This is a genomic window from Cystobacter fuscus (assembly GCF_002305875.1).
Lineage (GTDB): Bacteria > Myxococcota > Myxococcia > Myxococcales > Myxococcaceae > Cystobacter > Cystobacter fuscus_A.
In genome coordinates, this window is sequence record NZ_CP022098.1 from 4,921,949 (window position 1) to 4,940,843 (window position 18,895).

At 67.2% G+C, this 18,895-nt stretch carries 21 protein-coding genes and 1 pseudogene; 6 read left to right on the forward strand and 16 right to left on the reverse strand.

Features of this window, described 5'->3' with window-relative positions; all coding sequences use genetic code 11:
• Positions 1-28: 28 nt before the first annotated feature.
• Positions 29-445, reverse strand: coding sequence for a DUF1761 domain-containing protein (locus CYFUS_RS20220; RefSeq protein WP_095986716.1), 417 nt, complete (start codon positions 443-445; stop codon positions 29-31).
• A 128-nt stretch (positions 446-573) separates the two neighbouring features.
• Between CYFUS_RS20220 and CYFUS_RS20225 the strand changes: the two genes are divergently transcribed.
• Together CYFUS_RS20225 and CYFUS_RS20230 are read left to right on the forward strand one after the other, a co-directional pair.
• Positions 574-1,560 (forward strand): helix-turn-helix transcriptional regulator, encoded by a 987-nt coding sequence (locus CYFUS_RS20225; protein ID WP_095986717.1) that lies wholly within the window; start codon positions 574-576, stop codon positions 1,558-1,560.
• A gap of 279 nt (positions 1,561-1,839) precedes the next feature.
• Positions 1,840-2,736 carry an OmpA family protein gene (locus CYFUS_RS20230; RefSeq protein WP_420042698.1) on the forward strand — a complete coding sequence of 299 codons (897 nt, stop codon included), beginning with the start codon at positions 1,840-1,842 and terminating at the stop codon, positions 2,734-2,736.
• Positions 2,737-2,977: 241 nt separating this feature from the next.
• Here CYFUS_RS20230 and CYFUS_RS20240 read toward each other — a convergent pair whose 3' ends face one another.
• A complete protein-coding gene (locus CYFUS_RS20240) occupies positions 2,978-3,574 on the reverse strand; it encodes a glutathione S-transferase family protein (RefSeq protein WP_095986719.1) in 597 nt (198 codons plus the stop codon).
• Positions 3,575-3,675: 101 nt separating this feature from the next.
• On the opposite strand from CYFUS_RS20240, the gene CYFUS_RS20245 reads away from it, so the two are divergent.
• Positions 3,676-4,590: a LysR family transcriptional regulator gene (locus CYFUS_RS20245; protein ID WP_232537671.1), complete on the forward strand. Its 915-nt coding sequence runs from the start codon at positions 3,676-3,678 to the stop codon at positions 4,588-4,590.
• Positions 4,591-4,630: 40 nt separating this feature from the next.
• Here CYFUS_RS20245 and CYFUS_RS20250 read toward each other — a convergent pair whose 3' ends face one another.
• From CYFUS_RS20250 to CYFUS_RS50710, 9 genes are all read right to left on the reverse strand, one after another.
• Positions 4,631-7,876, reverse strand: coding sequence for a TIM-barrel domain-containing protein (locus tag CYFUS_RS20250; protein ID WP_095986721.1), 3,246 nt, complete (start codon positions 7,874-7,876; stop codon positions 4,631-4,633).
• Between the two features lie 119 nt (positions 7,877-7,995).
• Positions 7,996-8,877 (reverse strand): LytR/AlgR family response regulator transcription factor, encoded by an 882-nt coding sequence (locus CYFUS_RS20255; RefSeq protein WP_095986722.1) that lies wholly within the window; start codon positions 8,875-8,877, stop codon positions 7,996-7,998.
• A gap of 80 nt (positions 8,878-8,957) precedes the next feature.
• On the reverse strand, positions 8,958-9,617 hold the full coding sequence (locus CYFUS_RS20260) for a hypothetical protein (RefSeq protein WP_232537672.1): 660 nt from the start codon (positions 9,615-9,617) through the stop codon (positions 8,958-8,960).
• Positions 9,618-9,622: 5 nt separating this feature from the next.
• Positions 9,623-11,590: a DsbA family protein gene (locus CYFUS_RS20265; protein ID WP_232537673.1), complete on the reverse strand. Its 1,968-nt coding sequence runs from the start codon at positions 11,588-11,590 to the stop codon at positions 9,623-9,625.
• 96 nt (positions 11,591-11,686) lie between these two features.
• Positions 11,687-12,163, reverse strand: a complete 477-nt coding sequence (locus CYFUS_RS20270; protein WP_232537674.1) for an RlpA-like double-psi beta-barrel domain-containing protein — start codon at positions 12,161-12,163, stop codon at positions 11,687-11,689.
• Positions 12,164-12,355: 192 nt separating this feature from the next.
• Positions 12,356-13,135 carry a hypothetical protein gene (locus CYFUS_RS20275; RefSeq protein WP_095986724.1) on the reverse strand — a complete coding sequence of 260 codons (780 nt, stop codon included), beginning with the start codon at positions 13,133-13,135 and terminating at the stop codon, positions 12,356-12,358.
• A 170-nt stretch (positions 13,136-13,305) separates the two neighbouring features.
• A complete protein-coding gene (locus CYFUS_RS20280; protein WP_095986725.1) occupies positions 13,306-13,677 on the reverse strand; it encodes a VOC family protein in 372 nt (123 codons plus the stop codon).
• 12 nt (positions 13,678-13,689) lie between these two features.
• Positions 13,690-14,487, reverse strand: coding sequence for an AraC family transcriptional regulator (locus CYFUS_RS20285; RefSeq protein WP_198316646.1), 798 nt, complete (start codon positions 14,485-14,487; stop codon positions 13,690-13,692).
• Positions 14,484-14,645, reverse strand: a complete 162-nt coding sequence (locus CYFUS_RS50710) for a hypothetical protein (protein WP_157758539.1) — start codon at positions 14,643-14,645, stop codon at positions 14,484-14,486. Before CYFUS_RS50710 ends, CYFUS_RS20285 begins: the two co-directional genes overlap by 4 nt.
• Positions 14,646-14,850: 205 nt before the next feature.
• Here CYFUS_RS50710 and CYFUS_RS20295 point away from each other — a divergent pair, with 205 nt between their 5' ends.
• Complete coding sequence (locus CYFUS_RS20295) at positions 14,851-15,390, forward strand: putative immunity protein (RefSeq protein ID WP_095986727.1); 540 nt, start codon at positions 14,851-14,853, stop codon at positions 15,388-15,390.
• 156 nt (positions 15,391-15,546) lie between these two features.
• On the forward strand, positions 15,547-16,272 hold the full coding sequence (locus tag CYFUS_RS20300) for a double-CXXCG motif protein (RefSeq protein ID WP_095986728.1): 726 nt from the start codon (positions 15,547-15,549) through the stop codon (positions 16,270-16,272).
• Positions 16,273-16,333: 61 nt separating this feature from the next.
• Here the strand turns inward: CYFUS_RS20300 and CYFUS_RS20305 are convergent, their stop codons facing one another.
• The 4 genes and pseudogenes from CYFUS_RS20305 to CYFUS_RS20315 all read right to left on the reverse strand — a co-directional run.
• The gene (locus CYFUS_RS20305) at positions 16,334-16,864 is read right to left on the reverse strand and encodes an IS630 family transposase (RefSeq protein ID WP_095986729.1); all 531 of its coding nucleotides are present in this window, start codon (positions 16,862-16,864) and stop codon (positions 16,334-16,336) included.
• Positions 16,865-16,920: 56 nt separating this feature from the next.
• Entirely contained in the window at positions 16,921-17,283 is a 363-nt protein-coding gene (locus tag CYFUS_RS50715) for an IS630 transposase-related protein (protein WP_157758540.1), read from the reverse strand.
• A 242-nt stretch (positions 17,284-17,525) separates the two neighbouring features.
• On the reverse strand, positions 17,526-17,978 hold the full coding sequence (locus CYFUS_RS20310) for an imm11 family protein (protein WP_232537675.1): 453 nt from the start codon (positions 17,976-17,978) through the stop codon (positions 17,526-17,528).
• A gap of 179 nt (positions 17,979-18,157) precedes the next feature.
• Positions 18,158-18,442: pseudogene (locus CYFUS_RS20315) on the reverse strand (ATP-binding protein); the annotation flags it as partial.
• Between the two features lie 29 nt (positions 18,443-18,471).
• On the opposite strand from CYFUS_RS20315, the gene CYFUS_RS53965 reads away from it, so the two are divergent.
• Positions 18,472-18,600 (forward strand): hypothetical protein, encoded by a 129-nt coding sequence (locus CYFUS_RS53965; RefSeq protein ID WP_269770250.1) that lies wholly within the window; start codon positions 18,472-18,474, stop codon positions 18,598-18,600.
• A gap of 3 nt (positions 18,601-18,603) precedes the next feature.
• Here CYFUS_RS53965 and CYFUS_RS20320 read toward each other — a convergent pair whose 3' ends face one another.
• Positions 18,604-18,894, reverse strand: a complete 291-nt coding sequence (locus CYFUS_RS20320) for a hypothetical protein (RefSeq protein ID WP_095986731.1) — start codon at positions 18,892-18,894, stop codon at positions 18,604-18,606.
• Position 18,895 lies beyond the last annotated feature (1 nt).

Sequence of the window (18,895 nt, forward strand, 5' to 3'; positions counted from 1 at the left end):
ACGCCCATGGAGGTTGTGCTCTCCGGCGCTACGGCATCGCCACGAGGATGAGGCTGGAGATGATGCTCATGAGGAAGAAATAGGGTCCGCTGACCAGGCTGTACATGAGCGGACGGGGCATGTTGGGGTTGATGGCGGTGTTCGCCATGGTCGCGACGAGATAGCCCAGGCCGATCACCCCCCCGAAGGCCATGGCGTCACCGACGGAGGAGAGGTCCAGGGCCTTCATCAGGAGGGCGCTGGTGATGATCGTGAGCAGCGAGCAGACGAGCGGCCCCAGGATGAAGAGGGGGGCGGGCTTCGCCTTCGGATCATGCGCCCGGCCGAGGATGGAGGCATAGGCCTTGCCGAACAGCACGGTGAACCACACTCCACCAAGCATGGTGGCCGCGAAGGTCGCCGCCAGAACGGCAAGCCAATTGATGCGTGTCATTGAGTCGAGCATGGGTGACGTTCGTTCTTTCTGATTCCTGCTTCGGGAAGGAAGGGGGCGTTTTCGGGCTCGCCCCGGTGACGAGGAGAAGGTAGGAAGGGTAGCGGACAGGTTCGGTCCGCGATTCGAGGTGCCCTTCCATGGTTCAGACGTCCGCCCGACTGCTCAAGGTGCTGTCCCTGTTGCAGTCCCAGCGCTTCTGGGCGGGCGGGGACCTGGCGAGCCAGCTCGGGGTCACCGAGCGCAGTGTCCGCCGGGACGTGGACCGGCTGAGGACGCTGGGCTACCCGGTACATGCGACGGCGGGAGTGGGGGGCGGCTATCAGCTCGGCGCGGGAAAGGAACTGCCTCCATTGCCGCTCGAGGACGATGAGGCCGTGGCCGTCGCGGTGGGACTGCGCGCCGCGGCGGTCGGTCCGGTGACGGGACTGGAGGAGGCGGCGGTGCGGGCCCTGAGCAAGCTCGAGCAGGTGCTGCCCAAGCGCCTGCGCCGCCGGGTGAACGCGCTGCAGGCGGTGAGCGTGCGGCTTGGAGACGCGGCGGGGCCCACGGTGGACGCCGGGACGCTGGCAGTGCTCGCGAACACCTGCCGCGACGAACTCCAGTTGCGCTTCGACTATGGCAACCGGGAGGGCGAGGCGAGCGAGCGCCACGTGGAGCCCTACCGCCTCGTCCACACCCGCTTCCGCTGGTACCTGCTGGCGTATGACCTTGGGAAGGAGGACTGGCGCACGTTCCGCGTCGACCGCATCGGCCCGAATCTCAGGCCGGGACGCGCCTTCAAGCCCCGGCCCCTGCCCGCCGGGGACGTGGCGGCCTACGTCTCGCAGCGTGTCTCGACGGACGTCTACCGCTTCCGCGCGCGGGCGACGGTGCACGCCCCGGCGCAGACGGTCTCCGCGAAGCTGTCCGGCATCGCCTTCCGTGTCGAGGAACAGGAGTCCGGACGGTGCCTCGTGCACACGGGGGCGGAGACCTTGGAGGCGGTAGCGTGGCTGCTCGGCTCCATGGGTTTCGACTTCGAGGTCCACGAGCCGCCGGAGCTCATCGACCACCTGCGGCGCATGTCCGAGCGCCTGGGCCGGGCGGCGGGCCGCGCGCCACCAGCTCAGGCCAGCTCTCGTTGAGCGCCGGAGCCGCGGCAGCACCGCATCCAGCTCGCCATGGCACCACGCTGTTGCCTTTCAACAATTCGAATCGCCCATCTTGGATGCCAGCGCATTCTTCGAATGTCGAAAGATGAGAATACGGACCAGAACCTCTTCGGAACTCGTTTCTCCCATGGAAGTTTTCGCGTGACACCGTCGTGTTTCCTCACGTTCGACTCCCCAGGTGGGGAACACGCGCCCTCCCACCCGGGTGGGCCAGGAGGTATAAGAGCACTTCTTCAACCCAAGGAGCCTCGAATGCGCATGCATTGGTGTGTCGTCCTGCTGGTTCCGTTGGCCGGGTGCGTCTCGCAGAAGGCGTTCGACTCGAAGTCGAAGGAGGCGCTCACCCTCAAGCAGCAGTACGACGAGCAACAGGAGCAGAGGAAGGCGCTGGAGCAGCAGCTTGGCGAGAGCCGCGCCGCGGCCGAGAAGGCCCAGAAGGAGAACGCGGAGCTGGAGTCCTCGCTCTCCAACAGTGACGCCGAGCGCCGCGCGCTGCGCAAGCGCGTGGACGAACTGTCGGAGCTCAACCAGGAACTGTCCCGCAGCACCGAGAAGCTCGCCGCGGCGAAGGAGGCACTCGAGAAGAAGTCCGGCGAGTACGAGAGCCTCGCCAAGAGCCTCAAGGAGGAGATCAAGACCGGGAAGATCGAGCTGTCCGAGCTGAAGGGCCGGATGGTGGTGAAGATGAAGGACAAGATCCTCTTCTCCTCCGGCAGCACGAAGCTCAACAAGGAGGGCCAGGATGCGCTGGCGAAGGTGGCGCAGGCCCTCAAGGACGTGCAGGGGAAGATCATCCGGGTCGAGGGCCACACGGACAACGTTCCGGTGCCGACGGACACGAAGACAGAGTTCGACTCGAACTGGGAGCTGTCCACCACGCGCGCGCTCGTGGTCGTGAAGCTGCTGCAGGAGCAGGGCGTGCCGCCCACGGTGCTCTCCGCGTTGGGCTATGGCGAATACCAGCCCATTGCCTCCAACCAGACGGTGGAGGGGCGGAGCCTGAACCGGCGCATCGAGATCGTTCTCGCGCCGGCCGAGCAGGCTCCGTCCGCGGTGGTGGCTGCCTCGGTGAAGAAGGCCCCGGCGCCGGCTCCGGCTCCCGCGGTGAAGCCGGCCTCCGGCACCAAACCCGCCGCGAAGAAGAAGTAGCCACAGCGAACGCGGGCCGCTCCATGGAAAGCGGAGCGGCCCGCCGGGAAGCCACGGTTCACCAGCCAGACCCCCTCGGTTCTGATGGGGGCCTTACCATCCCCGAGGAGCGGATCCACATCGACCCGGGCGAACTCTCGGGTCTGATGGCCGTCGAATCGGCCGAGCCCATGCGTACCAGTCCCACCGTCGCCGACCGCATCGCACGAGGCGAGGCCCCGCAGGAGCCCGAGCAGGGCCCTCACCCCGAGACCGCGCGTCGCGTGGCGGGGCGTTTCGCCTGACGGAGCGTGTACTCGAACAGCTTCGGGTACCCATCGAGCAGCTTCAACGTGTGCGCCAGGTGGAGGATCGACGCCAGGACCACGTCGGCGGCGGTGAACGAGTCGCCCGCGATGAACTCACGGCCGTCGAGCCGGACGTCGAGCACCTCGAGCACGTCGTTCAGGCGTGCGTGTTGCCGTGAGAGGTCCGCCTTCTTCTCCTCGGGCTGCTGAGTGTTCCAGTAGTGCTCGACGACCAACGGATCGAGCGTCACCTCGGCGAAGACGATCCACTGGAGATAGGCGCCTCGATCGGCCGAGCCTGGGGGCGGCGCCAGCTTCTTCTCGGGAAAGCGGTCGGCCAGATGGAGGCAGATCGCCAGCGATTCGAAGAGCACGGTGGCGCCATCCACCAGCACCGGGACCTCGCCGAGGGGGTGCAACGCCAGGTGGGCCGGGGTCGTGGTCTCTTGTTTCGCGACGTCGAGCTTCACCAGCTCGTACGGCACTTCGAGTTCCTCGAGCAGCCAGCGGGCGCGGGTCGCTCGGGTTCGCGGGGCGAAGTAGAGCTTCATCGGAGAACTCCTGTGGGGGGTGAGCCGCGACAACATGCAGTCCCATCCCTCCTGGCGACAATGACCTCGCCCATGGACTCTTTGTCAGGTTATTCTTGACGATGATGATCTCGCCAGCCGACATGGTCCTGTTCGCGGCGGTCGTGCGTGAAGGCAGCTTCACGCGAGCGGCGCGCCAGCTCGGCATCACCAAGCAGACGGCCAGCGAGCGGATCGGCAAGTTGGAGGAGCAGCTCGGGGTGCGGTTGCTCGAGCGAACGACGCGACGTCTGCGGATGACCGAGTCGGGAACCACCTATTACGATCGGTGCGCCGCGATCGCCGCGCAGATCGACGAGGCCAACAGCGAGGTGCAGCGGCGGCAGGCGGAGCCCGTGGGTCTGCTGCGGGTGGCCTCGCCGATGCTCTACGGCCGCCGCTACCTGGCGCCAGTGGTCGCGGACTTCCTCTCCCGCCATCCCAAGGCGAGCGTGGAGCTGGTGCTCGCCGACCGCCGCGTCGACCTCATCGAGGAGGGGCTGGATCTCGCGATTCGCATCGGGACGATCGATGACTCGTCCCTGGTGGCGCGAAAGCTCGGGGAGGGTCCCCTCTACTTCGTGGCGAGTCCCGGGTACCTCTCGAAACACGGGATGCCGAGCGCGAAGGCGCTTCGCTCCGCGCGATGCATTGGCTTCAGCCCGTTCGAGACCTGGGAGGCCGAGAACGTGAAGACGCGGATCGATCCGGTGCTGACGGTGAACGACCTCGAAGTGGCGTGCGAGGCGGCGATCGCCGGTGTCGGCATCGCGCGGGTTCCAGAGCTCCTCTGCCGGGAGGCGGTTCGAGACGGACGGTTGAAGATCCTCTTCGGACCCAGGCCGGCGATGCTGCGGACCATCTATGCCGTCTACCCGAGCCGGTTGAATCTCCCGTCGAAGGTCCGCCTGTTCGTGGACGCGCTGGCGACGCTGACCGAGCCGGTATCTCCGCCGCTGGGACTTCCCCGCGGCGGAGCCAGGCGCAGGCACCGGTAGAGCTCCCCGGGTTGGGTGAGCTCGTTGGAACCGTGGTCCGCTACGGTGAGAGTGTCAGGGAGTCGAGGTTGACGTGGGCCGAGTCTCCCGGGGCGTAGACGAAGGCGAGGGTATTGGTGCCCGCGTTCAGCGGGATTCGCGCGGTGTGGGTCGACCAGGTGTCCCAATCCGCCGTCGCGGGCAGGGTGAGCTGGGTGCGCACGCCATTCACCTCCAGGGTGAGCGTCCTGGCCGAGCCGTTGGCGTTGCTATACTTCAGGGTCGCGGAGTAGGTGCCCGCCGTGCTGGCCTGCGCGGTGAACGTGGTGGTCGCGCCGGAGTTCCAGTACCCGGCGACGAACCCGCGTCCGGAGTAGCCCGTGTGGTCGTTCAGGGCGATCGCGCCCGAGGACAGCACCGCGTCCTCCGCTTCGAGCACAATCGTCGGGAGGGGTGAGAGTGTCAGGGAGTCGAGGTTGACGTGGGCCGAGTCTCCCGGGGCGTAGACGAGGGCGAGGGTATTGGTGCCCGCGTTCAGCGGGATTCGCGTGGTGTAGGTCGACCAGGTGTTCCAGTCCGCCGTCGCGGGCAGGGTGAGCTGGGTGCGCACGCCATTCACCTCCAGGGTGAGCGTCCTGGCCGAGCCGTTGGCGTTGCTGTACTTCAGGGTCGTGGAGTAGGTGCCCGCCGTGCTGGCCTGCGCGGTGAACGTGGTGGCCGCGCCGGAGTTCCAGTACCCGGCGACGAACCCGCGCCCGGAGTAGCCCGGGTGGTCGTTCTGGACGATCGCGCCCGAGGACAGCACCGCGTCCTCCGCTTCGAGCACGCTCGTCAGGGGGGGAGGAGGGGGAGTGCTCGGGGTGCCGTCGACCACGACCGTCCGCGCCACCCCAGCCGCGATGCGCACCGCGGTGTACGGACCGTAGACATCGACACCCGTCGTCCACCCCTCGCCCGTGGCGGCCTTGAGCGCCGCGAGGTCTCCGTAGCGGGTGGGGGCGGTCCCGTTGATCCGCGCCGCCGTGCCCGCCGTGGCGTTGACCTTCACGATGTAGTGGGTGAGCGCCGGGCTGAAGCTGCCGGTCTTCGCCTGGGTCTCCACGGTGACGGAGGTGCTCGTGCGCTGCGCGGTGATGCGTTGCTTGAAGAAGACTCCGTTCTCATAGGCCCGGGTCAGGCCGTCGTCGTCGTAGAGGGTGAACTCGCTCCGGGCCGTGGTGGGGAAGACATCGAGGTCGATCTGCTTGACGGGCTTCTCGCTCACGTACTGCAGCACCTCCTGGGTCGGGAGGATGGCACCCGCCTTGACGAACAGCGGGATGTCCTGCCAGGTGGACGCGTTGACCGGGTAGTTGAAGGTGAGGGGGCCCGTGTAGACGGAGCCACGGGTGTAGTCGGTCCAGGTGCCCGCGGGCAGGTACACCTGCTTGCTGGCCGCCCCCGGCTCGACGACGGGCGCCACGAGCAGCGACTCGCCGAACATCCACTCGCTGGTGAGGTTCGCGGCGTTCGGATCCGTGGGGTAGTCGTAGAACAGGGGCCGCACCAGACCGATACCCGTCTCGTAATTGATCCGCTCATGGGCATACAGGTAGGGCATCAACCGGCTGCGCAGCTCGATCGCGCGCTTGGCCGCGCTCTCCGCGGTGGCCCCGTAGACCCACGGTTGGCGCTGCTTGCCATCCACGCCATGGGCCCGGTAGATGGGCACGAACGCGCCGAACTGCATCCAACGCGCGTAGTTCTCCGAGGACGGATCCCCGAAGAAGCCGCCGATGTCCATGCCCCATTTGCTCTCGCCAATGTTGATGCTGGTGAGCATGCGGGTGCGCTGATCGGCCATGTTGCCGAACCCGGATTCGATGTCGCCGGACCACATGCCGTAGCCGTAGCGCTGGGCGCCGAGGTAGAAGTTGCGGTTGAGCGAGAACACCCGCCGGTCCGAGTACGCCCGCTGCCCGTCATACAGCGACCGCTGCATGTTGAAGTGCTGGAGGCTGTTGAAGATCGTCCCGTTCGCCTCGTCGGCCTCGTCGTTCCACCAGCCCGCGATGCCCGCGTCGAACAGCGTCCGGGAGTGCTGCCAATACCAGTCACGGCACGTCTGCTTGGAGAAGTCGACGTCATTGGCGGGTCGGCCGGAGAAGTACTCGTTGTAATCGGCCAGGCCCGGGTAGAAGCAGTTGTTGGTGCGCGCCCACTGTCCCTGCGCCGTGGTGCCTCCGCCCGCCTTCCCGACGATCACCCGGGGCTTCATGATCCCCATCAACATGACGCCCCTGGCCGCCATGTCCCGGGCGAACGTCCCGGCCGCCCCGCTGGGGAACTTGTTCGGGTGCACGTTGCCGCTGGCGGAGGTCGAATTCCACCGGAACTCGCCGTAGTCATCCTCGCCCCATGCCTTGAAGTCGAAATCCAGCGTGAAGGCATCCAGGGGGATCTTCCGATCCCGGTAGCCCTGGACGATCGAGGTGACCTCCGTCTGCGAGGTTCCCCACTCGCTGTTGTTGAATCCCAGGGCCCACTTGGGTGACAGGGCGGGCTTGCCGGAGATCTCCGCGACGCCCGCCATCACCTGCCGGGGCGGACCGACCAGGACGTAGTACGCGATGTTGCGAGTCGACACGCCACTGAACTCCAGCGTGGTGTCGGTGATGGCGAAGTCTCCATCGATGGAGTCCACCAGCAATCCATAACGGCTGGTGAAGGCGAGCGGAGCTCCACCGTCCCCCTGCATGTTGGCGTTGACCCGGCCGCCGTCGTTGCGCTGCATGCCCTCGGCGAGGTTCTGCTTGGGATCCTTCTCGGCCCAGGGCACCGGGTTGCCGGTGATGCCGTAGAACGCCTGTCCGGACCCATGGTGGAACTTCACCCCGTCCTCATACACGCCCTCGGCGACCTGCTCGCTCAGCACCAGCGCTCCCGTGGCGTCGAAGACGGAGAGGCGGGCGGGATTCCGGCTGATCTTCACGGTCAGCTGCGCCGTGGTGACCACGATGGGATTGGACGCCGTGTCGGCGGAGGTGATGTTGCCCGTGGCCCACGTCTTGGCGGGATCGATGACGGCGGTGGGGGGATCGGCGACGCCACCGGGGTGGTAGTCCACCTTGACGATGTCCGGGCGCAGGGCCTGGACAAGGAGCTTGTCGCCGCCGACGGTGAGGGTGAGGGTGTCACCCGAGAGGGAGGCACTGGTGACGGACCCGAGGGCGGCGTGAGCGGGCAGGGCCGACAGGCCGACCCCGGCCACCGTGGAGAGCAACGTGGTCGCGAGCAACCTCGCTCGGCGGCGGTGAGACGCGAACATGAGACAACCTCCCGGAATGGCCTGGGAGCATGGCACCAGGAAATCGAGTTTGTAAAGGAAAGCCGTTAAAACAGTAAAACAACGGCTCCACCTGCCATGGCAGGTGGATTCCCTGGTGGTCACGCGCGACTCCGAGCACGGCCCAGCAGGACATCCACCCGTTGGCGGTAGCTCCTGCTGAGCTTGAGGCACGTGCCATCCCGCAGGATGACCTGGTACTCGCCGTGGAAGAGGGGGCGCATCTCCCGCACCCGGTGGACGTTGACGATGGTCGAGCGGTGGATGCGCACGAACTGGTGGGGATCCAACCGCCCCTCCAGCTCCCGGAGGGACTGGCGGAGCAGGTGCGTCCGTCCCTCCGCGTGCACCTGGACGTAGCAGTCCTCGGCCTCCATCCAGTCCACCTCGCCCACGGGAAGGAAGGCCACCCGGCCAACCTCCTTGAGCACCAGTTGCTCCAGATAGTGCGGCGCGGAGGGCGGTGGCACCAGGGAGGGGGCGGAGGGCGCCGCCCCAGGGGTCATGCCCAGGAGTCCCACGAGCTGGCGCGCCAGCACCTGGATCCGCTCGCCCCGGACGTGCTCCTTGGCGCGGGCCAGCACCCGGGTGAAGCGCTCGTCCTGGATGGGTTTGAGGAGATAATCGAGCGCATGCACCTCGAAGGCCTTGAGGGCATGGGTGGCGGCCGCGGTGACGAAGATGATGGCCCCCGTGCGCTCGGAACCCGCTTCCCGCAGCACCTGGAAGCCATCCATGCCCGACAGCTCCACATCGAGGAAGACGACATCCATGGGGTGTTGGCGCAGGAGCCGGAGCGCCTCGGGACCCCTGGCACACTGGCCCACCAGCTCCACCTCGGGATCCGCGGCCAGCCGCAGCCCCAGTGCCTGGCGGGTCGCACGCTCCGGATCCACCAGCAGGACCCGGATGGGCGCGAGAGCCGTGGGTGACTCCCCCAGGATGTCGCCACGCTGTTTCAGTGCCTCCACGGAAAAAGCCACGCACGCCTCCTCGAATCGGGATTGGGCGGGTTGCTCTACGCGGACCGCGTGATGGGGGCGTGACGGTCGGGGCCGGGGCCTCACTGGGGCCGCGGCTTCCACCATTTCTCACGCGGTAGCGGCGGCCCCACCTCGGTGCCAATCGAGAAGCCGGGGCCTCGCAGCTCCACCTCGCCATTCATGTACCGGCCCAGCTCCTCCTGGTAGTCGTCGAGCAGCTTCTGCATCGCGAGCTCGCCGCGCTGCTGGGGTTGCTGTGATTGCATGCGCCGCTCCAGCTCACCGCCAATCCGCACGAGCACCCGGTTGAGTCCCTCCTGGTCGCGGATCTCCGAGTCGCGCACCACGCCCATCCGGATGTCCCCCACCGCGAGGATGGTGCGGATCTCCGGCTCGCCCCCATCCTGGGACTCGTAGCGATCCGCCCGGGTGTCCGGCATGTCCGCCGGCGGCGGCGGGAGCAGGACCTCATCGTCCTCGGAGGGCGGGCTGTTCGCGGGAGGCGGCGCGGGCGGAGAGGCCGGCGGAGGCGAGGCGGGTCGGGGCGGTGGCGTGGTGGACGGGACGGGCGTCGGGGCCGGAGTCTGGGCAATGGGCGCGGAGGGACGCTCGGCCCCCTCCTGCTCCCGGCTTCCCGCCGGCGAAGGCGCGGAAGCGCTCCACCGCACGCCAATCCAGATCCCCAGGGCCAGCACGAGCAGCGCCGCTGCCCCCATCCACAATCCGCGTTGCACTCGCATGATGATCACGGGCCTTTACGCCGTTGCAGTTCCTCGTCAATGACCTGGCGGAAGGTCTCGAAGGGGAAGGCGCCCGGAAGCAGCCGCCCGTTGACGAAGACCGCCGGCGTACCGCTCGGGCCGGCGAGGCTGACACCGTACGCGCTCTCCTCGCGGATCGCCGCCTGGAACCGGCCCGAGTCCAGCGCCTCGCGGAAGCGCGCGAGATCCAGCCCCAGCCCGGCCGCGTACTGCTCGAACGTGGAGCGGCGCAGGACGAAGGGCCGGCTGAAGATGCGATCGTGCATCTCCCAGAAGCGTCCCTGCTCCCCCGCCGCCCGCGCCGCCTCGTGCGCGACCATCGCGCCCGGGTGGATCTCCATGTTGGGGGCGTCCTTCCAGACGATGCGGACCTTGTCCCCGTAGTGCGAGCGCACCCGGGCGAGCGTCTTCTCCAGCCGCGCGCAGTACGGGCACTGGAAGTCGGAGAACGTGACGATGGTGATGGGCGCGTCCTGGGGGCCGCGCACGGGCGAGTCCCCCACGTCGACCGCGTAGAGGCCCGTGGGCAGCGCGGGAATCTCTCCCACCGGGGGCCCGAACTCCTGGCCCTGGGCGGTGAGGGTCTCGTACAGCTTCGCGGCCGGCACGCCCTGCTTCACGAGCCGCTGGGCCGCCTGGAGTTCCTGCTGGATGCGCTCGCGCAGCGCCTCCGCCGTCAGGGCGACGTTGGGCTGGCTGCGTCCTCCCCCGCCGTACTCCAGACGCCGGCCGTTGATGAACAGGGTGGGCAGGTTGCCGATGGCCAGCTCTTCGGAGAGCTCCAGATCGCGCGCCACCTGCTCCGAGTACGTCCGCTCCTCGAGCGCCGTGTGGAAGGCCGCGAGGTCCAGACCGAGCTGCCGCGCGTGCTCCTCCAGCTTGGGTTGCTCGAAGTCCGGGTCCGCGAAGAGCTTGTCGTGCATCTGCCAGAACTTGCCCTGCTTGCCGGCGGCCAGCGCCGCCTCGGAGGCCAGGAGCGCGCCGAGGTGGTCCACCACCGGGCGGAACTTCCACACCACGCGCACGTCCCGGGGCGCGCTGGCCATGGCGGTGTCGAGCGCCGCCTCGAAGGAGCCACAGCGCGTGCATTCGAAGTCGGACCACAGGACGATCGTCACCTTGGCGTCCGCGGGGCCTCTGCTCGGGGACTCGCCCACGGGGACCTTGTAGACGGGGTCCGGATCGGAGAGCGACACGTTGGGGACCGGGGCGGGCTCGGGGGGAGCGCTGCTCGTGGCCGGGGGGTTCTCGGGGAGGGCGGTGCTCGTGGTGCTCGTGGCCGGGGGGTTCTCGGTGGCCGAGTCCCGGCCGGCGATGCGTTGGTAGAGCGCCTTGGGCTCCACGCCGCTGTCGAGCACGCTGCGCGCCACCGCCTTCTCCTCGTCGATGAGCTTCTGCAGGACGTCGGTGGGCACGAGGCCTCGCACGGGCCGGCCATTCACGTAGAAGACCGGGGCGCCGCGCGCCTGGAGCTTGCCAGCGAGCAGCGAGTCGTCGTCCACCTTCTGGCGGGCCCGCTCGGTGTCGAGCGCGTCGCGAAAGCGCGGCAGATCCAGCCCCAGTTCCTGGGCATGGCGCTCGAGCGAGGCGCGATCCAGCGCGTCCTGGTGGGCGAAGAGGATGTCGTGGTAGCGCCAGAACTGGCCCTGCTCGGCGGCGGCGACCGAGGCTTCCGCGGCGAGCTGCGATTGGGGATAGAGCGGCAGCGGGTTGAAGCGGTACTGGATGCGCAGCGCGTCCCCGTTGGCGAGCTTCAACTCGCGCAGCCGCTCGGCCGCGCGCGCGCAGTAGGGGGATTGGAAGTCACAGAAGACGAGCAGCGTCACCTGGGCGGTGGCGGGTCCGCGCAGCGGCAGGCCACTGAGCGGAACCCAGGTGCGCTCCACGGCGGGCAACACGAGAGGACGAGGTGCGCGCTCCTTGCAACCGAGCGCCGGGACGAGGGTGAGCAATACGAGTCCAACCCACGACGTGACCCGGGTCACGACACCTGCAAGCGAAGCACGACGCATATATCCTCTCATGGGTCCGCGATGAACCGGCCCTTCTCAGTACACGAAGGTAGCGGAGGCCTGTCCGTAGCCGTAGTCGAAGTCGCCCTTGCCGCGGCACGCACCGTCGCCGTGCGAGATGCTGAGCGCCGTCATGAGGCCATCCGTGCCCTCGAAACGGTTGCAGCAGGACTGATCCCACACGGTCGCGGTCACGGTGCGGCCGTTGGCCGTCACCTTCGCGGACTGGCCGCAGGTCATGCGCTGGGCGGAGTCACGGGCGAAGGCCAGCTTGCTGTCGCTACACCCGTAACCGCAGGCGCCCGTGGCCGAGTTGCCGTTGGCGCACTTGAGCCACGAACACGCCCCCTCGTAGTAGAGCGTCTTGGTAACGGAGGCCATGGCGTGCACGTAGCCGCCCTCCTCACCGGGGTTGGGCAGACTTTCGTCGTTCGCCATCTCCGCGTCACCGCACGCCGTCATCCCAAAAGACAGCGCCGCCACCATCAGTCCCGCGAGGGTCCGCATCTTCATGACGTCTTCTCCGTGTTCGAGGGGTAGACGCGCCGGACCGTGAAGAAGCCACGAGTTCAAAAAAGAACAGGCCGGCGCGCCCGGCCCGTATAGACGAGCCCTTCTCGAATTTCAAGAAAGGCCCGTCCACCTTGAGCCGCCACTGTCGGCTTGTCATCGTTGCGCACGGAGCATCTCGGAGGGAGACCGGGCTCACGGCTCCACGGATTGCGGCACGGGGTCCTGCTTGCGCACGGGCATGTAACACTTGCCCTGGTACTCGGCCTGATTGCTGTAGCAGGGCGGCTTCTTCTCCAGCGCCACCCAGCATCCCTTGTTGATCTCCACCGCGCCCTTGTTGGTCTCACAGGGAGGCACGGCCTGTTTCGTCCAGGGCTTTTCGGGGAGGGGATAGGCGATGGTCTCCCGGTCCGGATTGCTCAGGTCGATGAAGTCCGTCTCCCGTTGCAGCGCATCCTCAAGGGCCCAGACGCAATTGCCGACATGGGAATGCGCGGCGTCCAGCCTCGAGGAGAGACAGACACCCAGGCCCACCGCGAGCACGGCGATTCCCGCGGCGGCGAGTCCCGTCCTGAAACGCCAGAGCCGACGCACGGGCGAGGCCCCAGGCACCCCAGCCCCGACCGGCCCCCCCGCGAGGTGAGCCTCCACCTGGACATCATCCTCCACGCGTTGGAGCGCGCCAGTCATCAAGACGAAGAGGTTGGTCAGCTCCGAGGTCCGCACCGAGGCGGGCGCCTGCTCCACGTCCAGCGTCACGGAGTCCCGCTCCGGCTCGTAGATGAGACTCATCCGGCAGGGCCCCGCGGGTTGCCAGGCCACGTCACCCCTCGGGACGAGCGTCAGGGCCGGAGTGCCGGTGAGCACGTTCCACGCCTCGTGGAGGCGTCCCAGGCGGGGATCCACCTCGTAGCTTTTGCCCCACTGGAAGGACGCCGTTCCATCCCCTGTCCCGTTCTTCTCGTTCGCCATGCGCGGCTCCTGGATGGGTCCCCATGCACCAGACGACGGTGCTCGCGCCCATCTCCTGGGCCCCCAGGGGAACGGATTCGACCAGACAAGTCAAGGTGGACCATGGGTCCTGGGAGGTTCGGTCTCGTCGCGCTCCCTCTCAAGCTCCACGACATCATGACTCCTCGAGTTCAGGGCTCGGTCCACACCGCGAGTTCGTTGCCGCTCGGGTCCGCGAAGTGGAAGCGCCGGCCACCGGGGAAGGAGAAGGTCTCCTTCACGATGCGGGCGCCCGTCTGGCGCACCCGCGCGAGGCTCGCCTCCAGGTCGCGCGAGTAGATGACGAGCAGCGCACCCCCTGGCGAAACGGAGGGTGCCTTGAAGAAGCCCCCGCTCATGCGGCCATCCTGGAAGCTCGTGTACTCGGGGCCGTAGTCCTCGAAGTGCCAGCCGAAGACGGTGGTGTAGAACTGTTTGGTGGCGGCGATGTCCGTGGCGGGCAGCTCGAGGTAGTCGACGCGGTGGTGGTGCTGGGCCTGGGTCTGTGAAGCGGAAGAGGTCATGGGCCGGGCACTCTAGGCGCCCGGGACCGGGGTGGCTTGTACGAATCCGACACCCGCCCGCTCGCGCGCATACGCCCCCGGAGCCAGCCCCGTGAGGGCGCGGAACTCCTTCCCCAGGTGAGCCTGATCGTAGTACCCGGCGGCCAAGGCCAGCTCGGCCCCCCCGACATCCGGCCACCGCTCGAGCAGCTCCGTGGCGTGCTGCATGCGCGCGATGCGGCAGAGCACCTTGGGGGACAGGCCCACCGTCGCGCGGAAGCGGCGCTCGAGTTGGCGGGCCCCCACTCCCAGTCGCTCCTCCAGGGACTGGATCCGAATCTGCCCCCGCGCCGCGTGGATGAGCCCCACCGCGTGGGCGAGGGCTTCGTCGCGCACCGCGGGTACGTGCCGCTCCAACAGCAGCGTGTCCAGCAGGGCCAGACGGGCCTGGACTCCCCGGGTCTCCTCCAGGCGCTCCACCCACTCGCGCGCCTCGCGGGGCCAGAGCGCATCCAGCGCGAGGTCCCCGTCCGTGAGCACATCCAGCCCGAAGCGCAGGAAGGGGTGGGCCCCTCCGGGCAGGAAGCGGATGCCGAGCGAGCACACCTCGCCCAGGAGCGGCACCACCTCCGCGCGCTGCATCGCCCCCACCACCCGGATGATCTTCCGAGAGGAGCCAAGCTCCACCAGCACATCGATGCACCCATCCGGCAGCACCCGGTGGCCCCGCGGTGAGGCCACGTACCCGGTCAACGCCCAGTAGCACTGGACGAAGGGCGCGAGCGCGGCGCATGGGGGGCGCTCGATATACCCCGGCCCGGGCCCCGTCACGGCTGACGCTCCACGAGCAGCGCTCCGCCGAGGGGCTGCTCCATACGCGGGAGCGGAGTGGCGCGGGGACTCTCCACCGAGGACCGCCGAAGACACCCGGGCGTGAGCAGCAGGAGGACGGGCATCACGAGGAGGGAGACGCTTGGCGTGGACAGCATGGGCGCTACCTGACTACGGACTTCCGGTGGACGGCAACCACTGTAGAGGGTGATGCGCCGCTCGAAGCACCCGAGGACGTAGACTGCGGCCTCCTCGCGTACGGCCGGGTGCATCCCTGGAAGGGTGTCAGACGATTCGTAGGAAACGAGGTGTCGGAACGAGTCTTTTGACACCTTCCCCGTGTGGTAGACGAGGACGGTACCGATGGCGAACGAAACCAGCGAGATCGTTCTGAGCATGCAGGATCTTCGTGAGGTCACCCGTTACGCTGCGGAGAGCGCGCAGGAAGTCCTGGAGATTTTCGAGAGAGCACACCCGGCCGACTCGCGGCCTCGCGACGCGATCGACGCCGCATGGACGTTCGCTCGAGGCGGAGCGCGCGGAAAGGCATTGCGCGACGCCGGGTGGGCGGCGCACAAGGCGGCCCGACACGCAGACACGGCGGCGGCGGGTGATGCGGCGCGAGCAGCGATGTCCGCGGCCGCCGCTGCGTACTTGCATCCACTGGCCGACGCCCACCAGGTGAAGCACATTCTCGGAGCAGCGGCCCATGCGGCGCGAGCGGTCGAACTCATCGCTGGCGATGATCGAGATGTCGGCGCTGAGCACATCGAGCAAGTGCGCCGGCGCGTGACATCAGCCGTCATAGACGTGCTTGAACGCTACCCTGCGGCACCGCCTGGTGGAGGGCGCGTCGGGGAGCTGCTTCGCGCTCTGGATGAAGCCCTTCGCGGCCGTTTCTGAAGGCCTTGTTGCGCATAAGAGAAATGGGGGCAGGGGGGCTTGGGCCTGTGAGCTGGCCTTGCGCTTCGACATTGCTGGTCCCATCAGGCCGCACCACGCTCCGGTGCCCGCCCCTGGACCCCAACTCCTCGCTCCTTGAACTTCGGACTCGCCCGCATGAAATTCTACGCGTTGGAAAGAGACCCGTCCCCCCGCTACACGGGCAATCTGAACGCTACCCACAAGTGGGGGCTGCCCGGTGTGGAGCGTTGCCCTGTCTGTGACTTGCCGCCAGAGGAGTATACGATGGGCCAATACCCTTGCGTGGACCTGTCAGCTCTGCCGCCCCAGGACCAGAGGAAGCTATCCGATTCCTGGCCCGTTGCGCGTGAGGAGTTCATCCGGCTGCGCGAGCTGGTGCGGCCTCTGGTGCCTGCCTATGCCGTGCTTACATCGGGAGCGCGCTTTGGCCCGCTGCAGGGGAGTGGCCTGGGCTACTTCGGCCAGCTCGTCATGCAGAACCCCTGGTCCCTCTGCATGCGCCGTGAGGCCCTGGAGCGCTTGCAGAGCGCGGGCGTACGTGGCCTGACCGGCTGCCCCACCCAGGTGCGATTCCGGACCAGACACGCCCCCAACCTGCGGGACATCCAGCTCGAAATCCACGGGCGATTCCACCCGGACTGCTTACCGCCTCCGAACCCTCCATGCCCCACCTGTGGTGTTGCCATGGGCTACAGCGTCCCAGACTCGTATTGTCTCGACGCGGCCTCACTGCCACAGCATGTGGATATCTTCCGGCTGGCCGACGCCTCGACGCGCATCATCGCCAACGAGCTCCTGGTGGACGCGGTACGCCGCCTGGAACTGGATGGAGTTGTCTTCAAGGAGCTGGAGGTCCGCTGAGCCCGACACCCAGAGATGGTGTCAGAGAGGGTGTCTCATAACGGATTTCAGTTGAATGTTCCTATATATTATATCCGCAATACCGAAACCAGCCGACGATGTCGTCATGAGTGATGAGGTCCATGGCCCTGGCAATGGCGTCATCGAGAGCCTGTAGGGTACGCGCACCCATGCTCTTGAGCAGCTCCTTGAGCTTGTTCCAGAGCAGTTCAATGGGATTGAGGTCCGGCGAGTAGGGTGGAAGGAAGAGAACATGGGCACCGGCGGCGCGAATACGCTCCAGGATGTGCGCGGGCTTGTGCGCCCCCACATTGTCCATGACCACAATGTCGCCCGGATTGAGTTTGGGGACGAGCATGTGCTCGACGAAGGCCTCGAAGACACCGGCCGTCGTGGCTCCTTCGATAGTTATCAGCGCCCGAATGCCGTCCAGAGCCAGTGCACCCAGTACGGTGGTGACGACGCCGCGATTCCTGGGGACGTACCCCACCACGCGCTCGCCTCGGGGAGCACGTCCGCGAGTGCGCGTCATGCTCGTGTGACAGCCGGTTTCGTCGAGGAAGACGAACCGTCGCGGGTCGAGCAGGAGCATCAGCAGGAGGAAGACACGCCGCAGTGCCTGAATCCGAGGGGAGCGCTGCTCCGAAGCTACGAGCGACTTTTTTTGAGCCCCAGTCCCTGGCGTCGCAGTGCCCGCCAGACCGCCGAGGAGCTGGTATGCACTTCTGTTCGGGCCACCAACGCGTCGAAGTGCTCCCGCACCGTGGCATCGGGTTGTGTACGTACCTGGCCCTCAAGCGCCTCCAGCACCTCCCCCCGAATGGCCGAGAAGTTGCCTCCGCCCCTTGGCCGTGGCTCCAGGCTCCCCGTTTCGTCCTCGAGCGTCAGCCAATGAGAAAGTGTCTTGGCGCATACACTGAATTCAGCGGCCACCTCCTCCAGGGTTCTGCCACCACGTCTATAGGCCGCCACTGCGCGCTCACGCAAGTCCACCGAATAGGGCCGGGGCATGACTCCTCCTCCAGCTCCAATAGGTCAATTTCGACCGGAACATTCAACTGAAATCCGTTATCAGAGATGGTGTCAAAGGACTCGAAACGAGGGACTTGCGCGAGAGCAGAAGACTTGGAGCTGGCCCACGGAGTGCATCCGGCCCGGCGGAGTGTAAGCGGGGGAGGGGGATGGGCTGATGGGCCGTCGGCGGTGAGCGGCAACAGGGAGACGACGGGCATATTGGCTGGTGGGAATATCCGTCAAACCTCCGTGAAGCGCGCACCTGTCATACCGGACTCCTCCATGGCACGCTTGACTCGCTCAGAAACGATGATGTTCGTCTGCCAGCCCCACGGGCGGAATGTCTCGGCGTCCCCTACCTTGCTCGGGTCAATCCGCATGCCGACCACGTTACGGTATTCACCGATTCTGTCCTCGTAGCCGGCCTCGGCGGTTCGATACGCAACCTCCTCACACCGCGCATCGTCGATACAGCGAACGACTCGGAGCAGGTTCAACAGGTAATAGGGCTCTGCTTGCCCTTCAACGGTGATGGGGAACAACTGCATCTGGCTGCTCAACCCGAGTTGATCGAGGAGTTTCTTGACCTTGCCATGGATGATGGAGACGCTGAGCGCAGTAGTCGAAAAATCCAGCGGGTGCCCGGGCGCATAGAGCCCGATGCGGACGGGCCCCTGTACCAAGATGGGCACTCCATCTGTCAGATGCTGTCAGGCGACAGGAATTTTTGACCCCCTTGCGTCACTAAAACTGACCCCCTCCCAAGGCCCGGTTTCTACGTCGTGATGCTACGTCGTTCTGCGTCCTGCGTCCGCCGGAGCTCGCCCTCGCTGTTTCTCAAGCGAGGGCGAGCGCAGGCGCCCGCCGAGTCTCAGCGCTCGGGTTCAGCTGCACTGCCGGTGGCCTGCGGCACGCTCCGGCTCAGCAGCCCGGCCTTCTTCTTCTGCCGCAGCCGGTAGCTGTCGCCCTGGATGAGCAGCGTGTGGCTGTGGTGCAGCAGCCGGTCGAGGATGGCCGCGGCCAGCACGTCATCGCCGAAGACGCCGCCCCACTGGCCCACCATCTGGTTGGTGGTGAGAAGCATGCTGCCCTTCTCGTAACGACGCGCCACCAGTTGGAAGAAGAGGTGGGCACTGCGCTTCTCGAATGGCAGGTAGCTGTTACCGCGCACGCTTGTTGATGGAGATGGAGATTTGGACCGGCTGGTTGATGGGCATCAGCGAGGGCACACGGGCGCGCGTCACGCTCGTTGATGGAGCCCTCACGGGACGTGAGCAGTGGGTGCGCACGTCCGGCGAGGGCTGGCCGGAGTGAGGTTCAGCTGGAGGAGTGCTCGGAGGGAGGCGCGGCACGCGCCCACACCTCCTGCATGATGATGAGGGTGCGGTAGCGGCGCAGGGAGTGCTGGAGCGCCTCCACCTGGGTGAGGAGAGCATCGGCCAGACACGCCTGGGCGGAGGGGGGATGAGGAGAGGCCGCGAAGTCCTCGGCCTCCAGTTCCGCGTGGGCGGCGGTGAGGGCCGCGACCGAGGCGCGGAGCGTGGCCTCCAGAGCGGCGAGCACAGCGAGCTCCGGGGCGCACAGGACGAGCTCCAGGTGCGCGTCCATG

Coding starts and splice junctions, on each gene's coding strand:
- CYFUS_RS20220 (WP_095986716.1), bottom strand. CDS start 445: ATGCTCGACTCAATGACACGCATCAATTGGCTTGCCGTTCTGGCGGCG.
- CYFUS_RS20225 (WP_095986717.1), top strand. CDS start 574: ATGGTTCAGACGTCCGCCCGACTGCTCAAGGTGCTGTCCCTGTTGCAG.
- CYFUS_RS20230 (WP_420042698.1), top strand. CDS start 1,840: ATGCGCATGCATTGGTGTGTCGTCCTGCTGGTTCCGTTGGCCGGGTGC.
- CYFUS_RS20240 (WP_095986719.1), bottom strand. CDS start 3,574: ATGAAGCTCTACTTCGCCCCGCGAACCCGAGCGACCCGCGCCCGCTGG.
- CYFUS_RS20245 (WP_232537671.1), top strand. CDS start 3,676: ATGATGATCTCGCCAGCCGACATGGTCCTGTTCGCGGCGGTCGTGCGT.
- CYFUS_RS20250 (WP_095986721.1), bottom strand. CDS start 7,876: ATGTTCGCGTCTCACCGCCGCCGAGCGAGGTTGCTCGCGACCACGTTG.
- CYFUS_RS20260 (WP_232537672.1), bottom strand. CDS start 9,617: ATGCGAGTGCAACGCGGATTGTGGATGGGGGCAGCGGCGCTGCTCGTG.
- CYFUS_RS20270 (WP_232537674.1), bottom strand. CDS start 12,163: ATGAAGATGCGGACCCTCGCGGGACTGATGGTGGCGGCGCTGTCTTTT.
- CYFUS_RS20275 (WP_095986724.1), bottom strand. CDS start 13,135: ATGGCGAACGAGAAGAACGGGACAGGGGATGGAACGGCGTCCTTCCAG.
- CYFUS_RS20280 (WP_095986725.1), bottom strand. CDS start 13,677: ATGACCTCTTCCGCTTCACAGACCCAGGCCCAGCACCACCACCGCGTC.
- CYFUS_RS50710 (WP_157758539.1), bottom strand. CDS start 14,645: ATGCTGTCCACGCCAAGCGTCTCCCTCCTCGTGATGCCCGTCCTCCTG.
- CYFUS_RS20295 (WP_095986727.1), top strand. CDS start 14,851: ATGGCGAACGAAACCAGCGAGATCGTTCTGAGCATGCAGGATCTTCGT.
- CYFUS_RS20300 (WP_095986728.1), top strand. CDS start 15,547: ATGAAATTCTACGCGTTGGAAAGAGACCCGTCCCCCCGCTACACGGGC.
- CYFUS_RS20305 (WP_095986729.1), bottom strand. CDS start 16,864: ATGCTCCTGCTCGACCCGCGACGGTTCGTCTTCCTCGACGAAACCGGC.
- CYFUS_RS50715 (WP_157758540.1), bottom strand. CDS start 17,283: ATGCCCCGGCCCTATTCGGTGGACTTGCGTGAGCGCGCAGTGGCGGCC.
- CYFUS_RS53965 (WP_269770250.1), top strand. CDS start 18,472: ATGGAGATTTGGACCGGCTGGTTGATGGGCATCAGCGAGGGCACACGG.
- CYFUS_RS20320 (WP_095986731.1), bottom strand. CDS start 18,894: ATGGACGCGCACCTGGAGCTCGTCCTGTGCGCCCCGGAGCTCGCTGTG.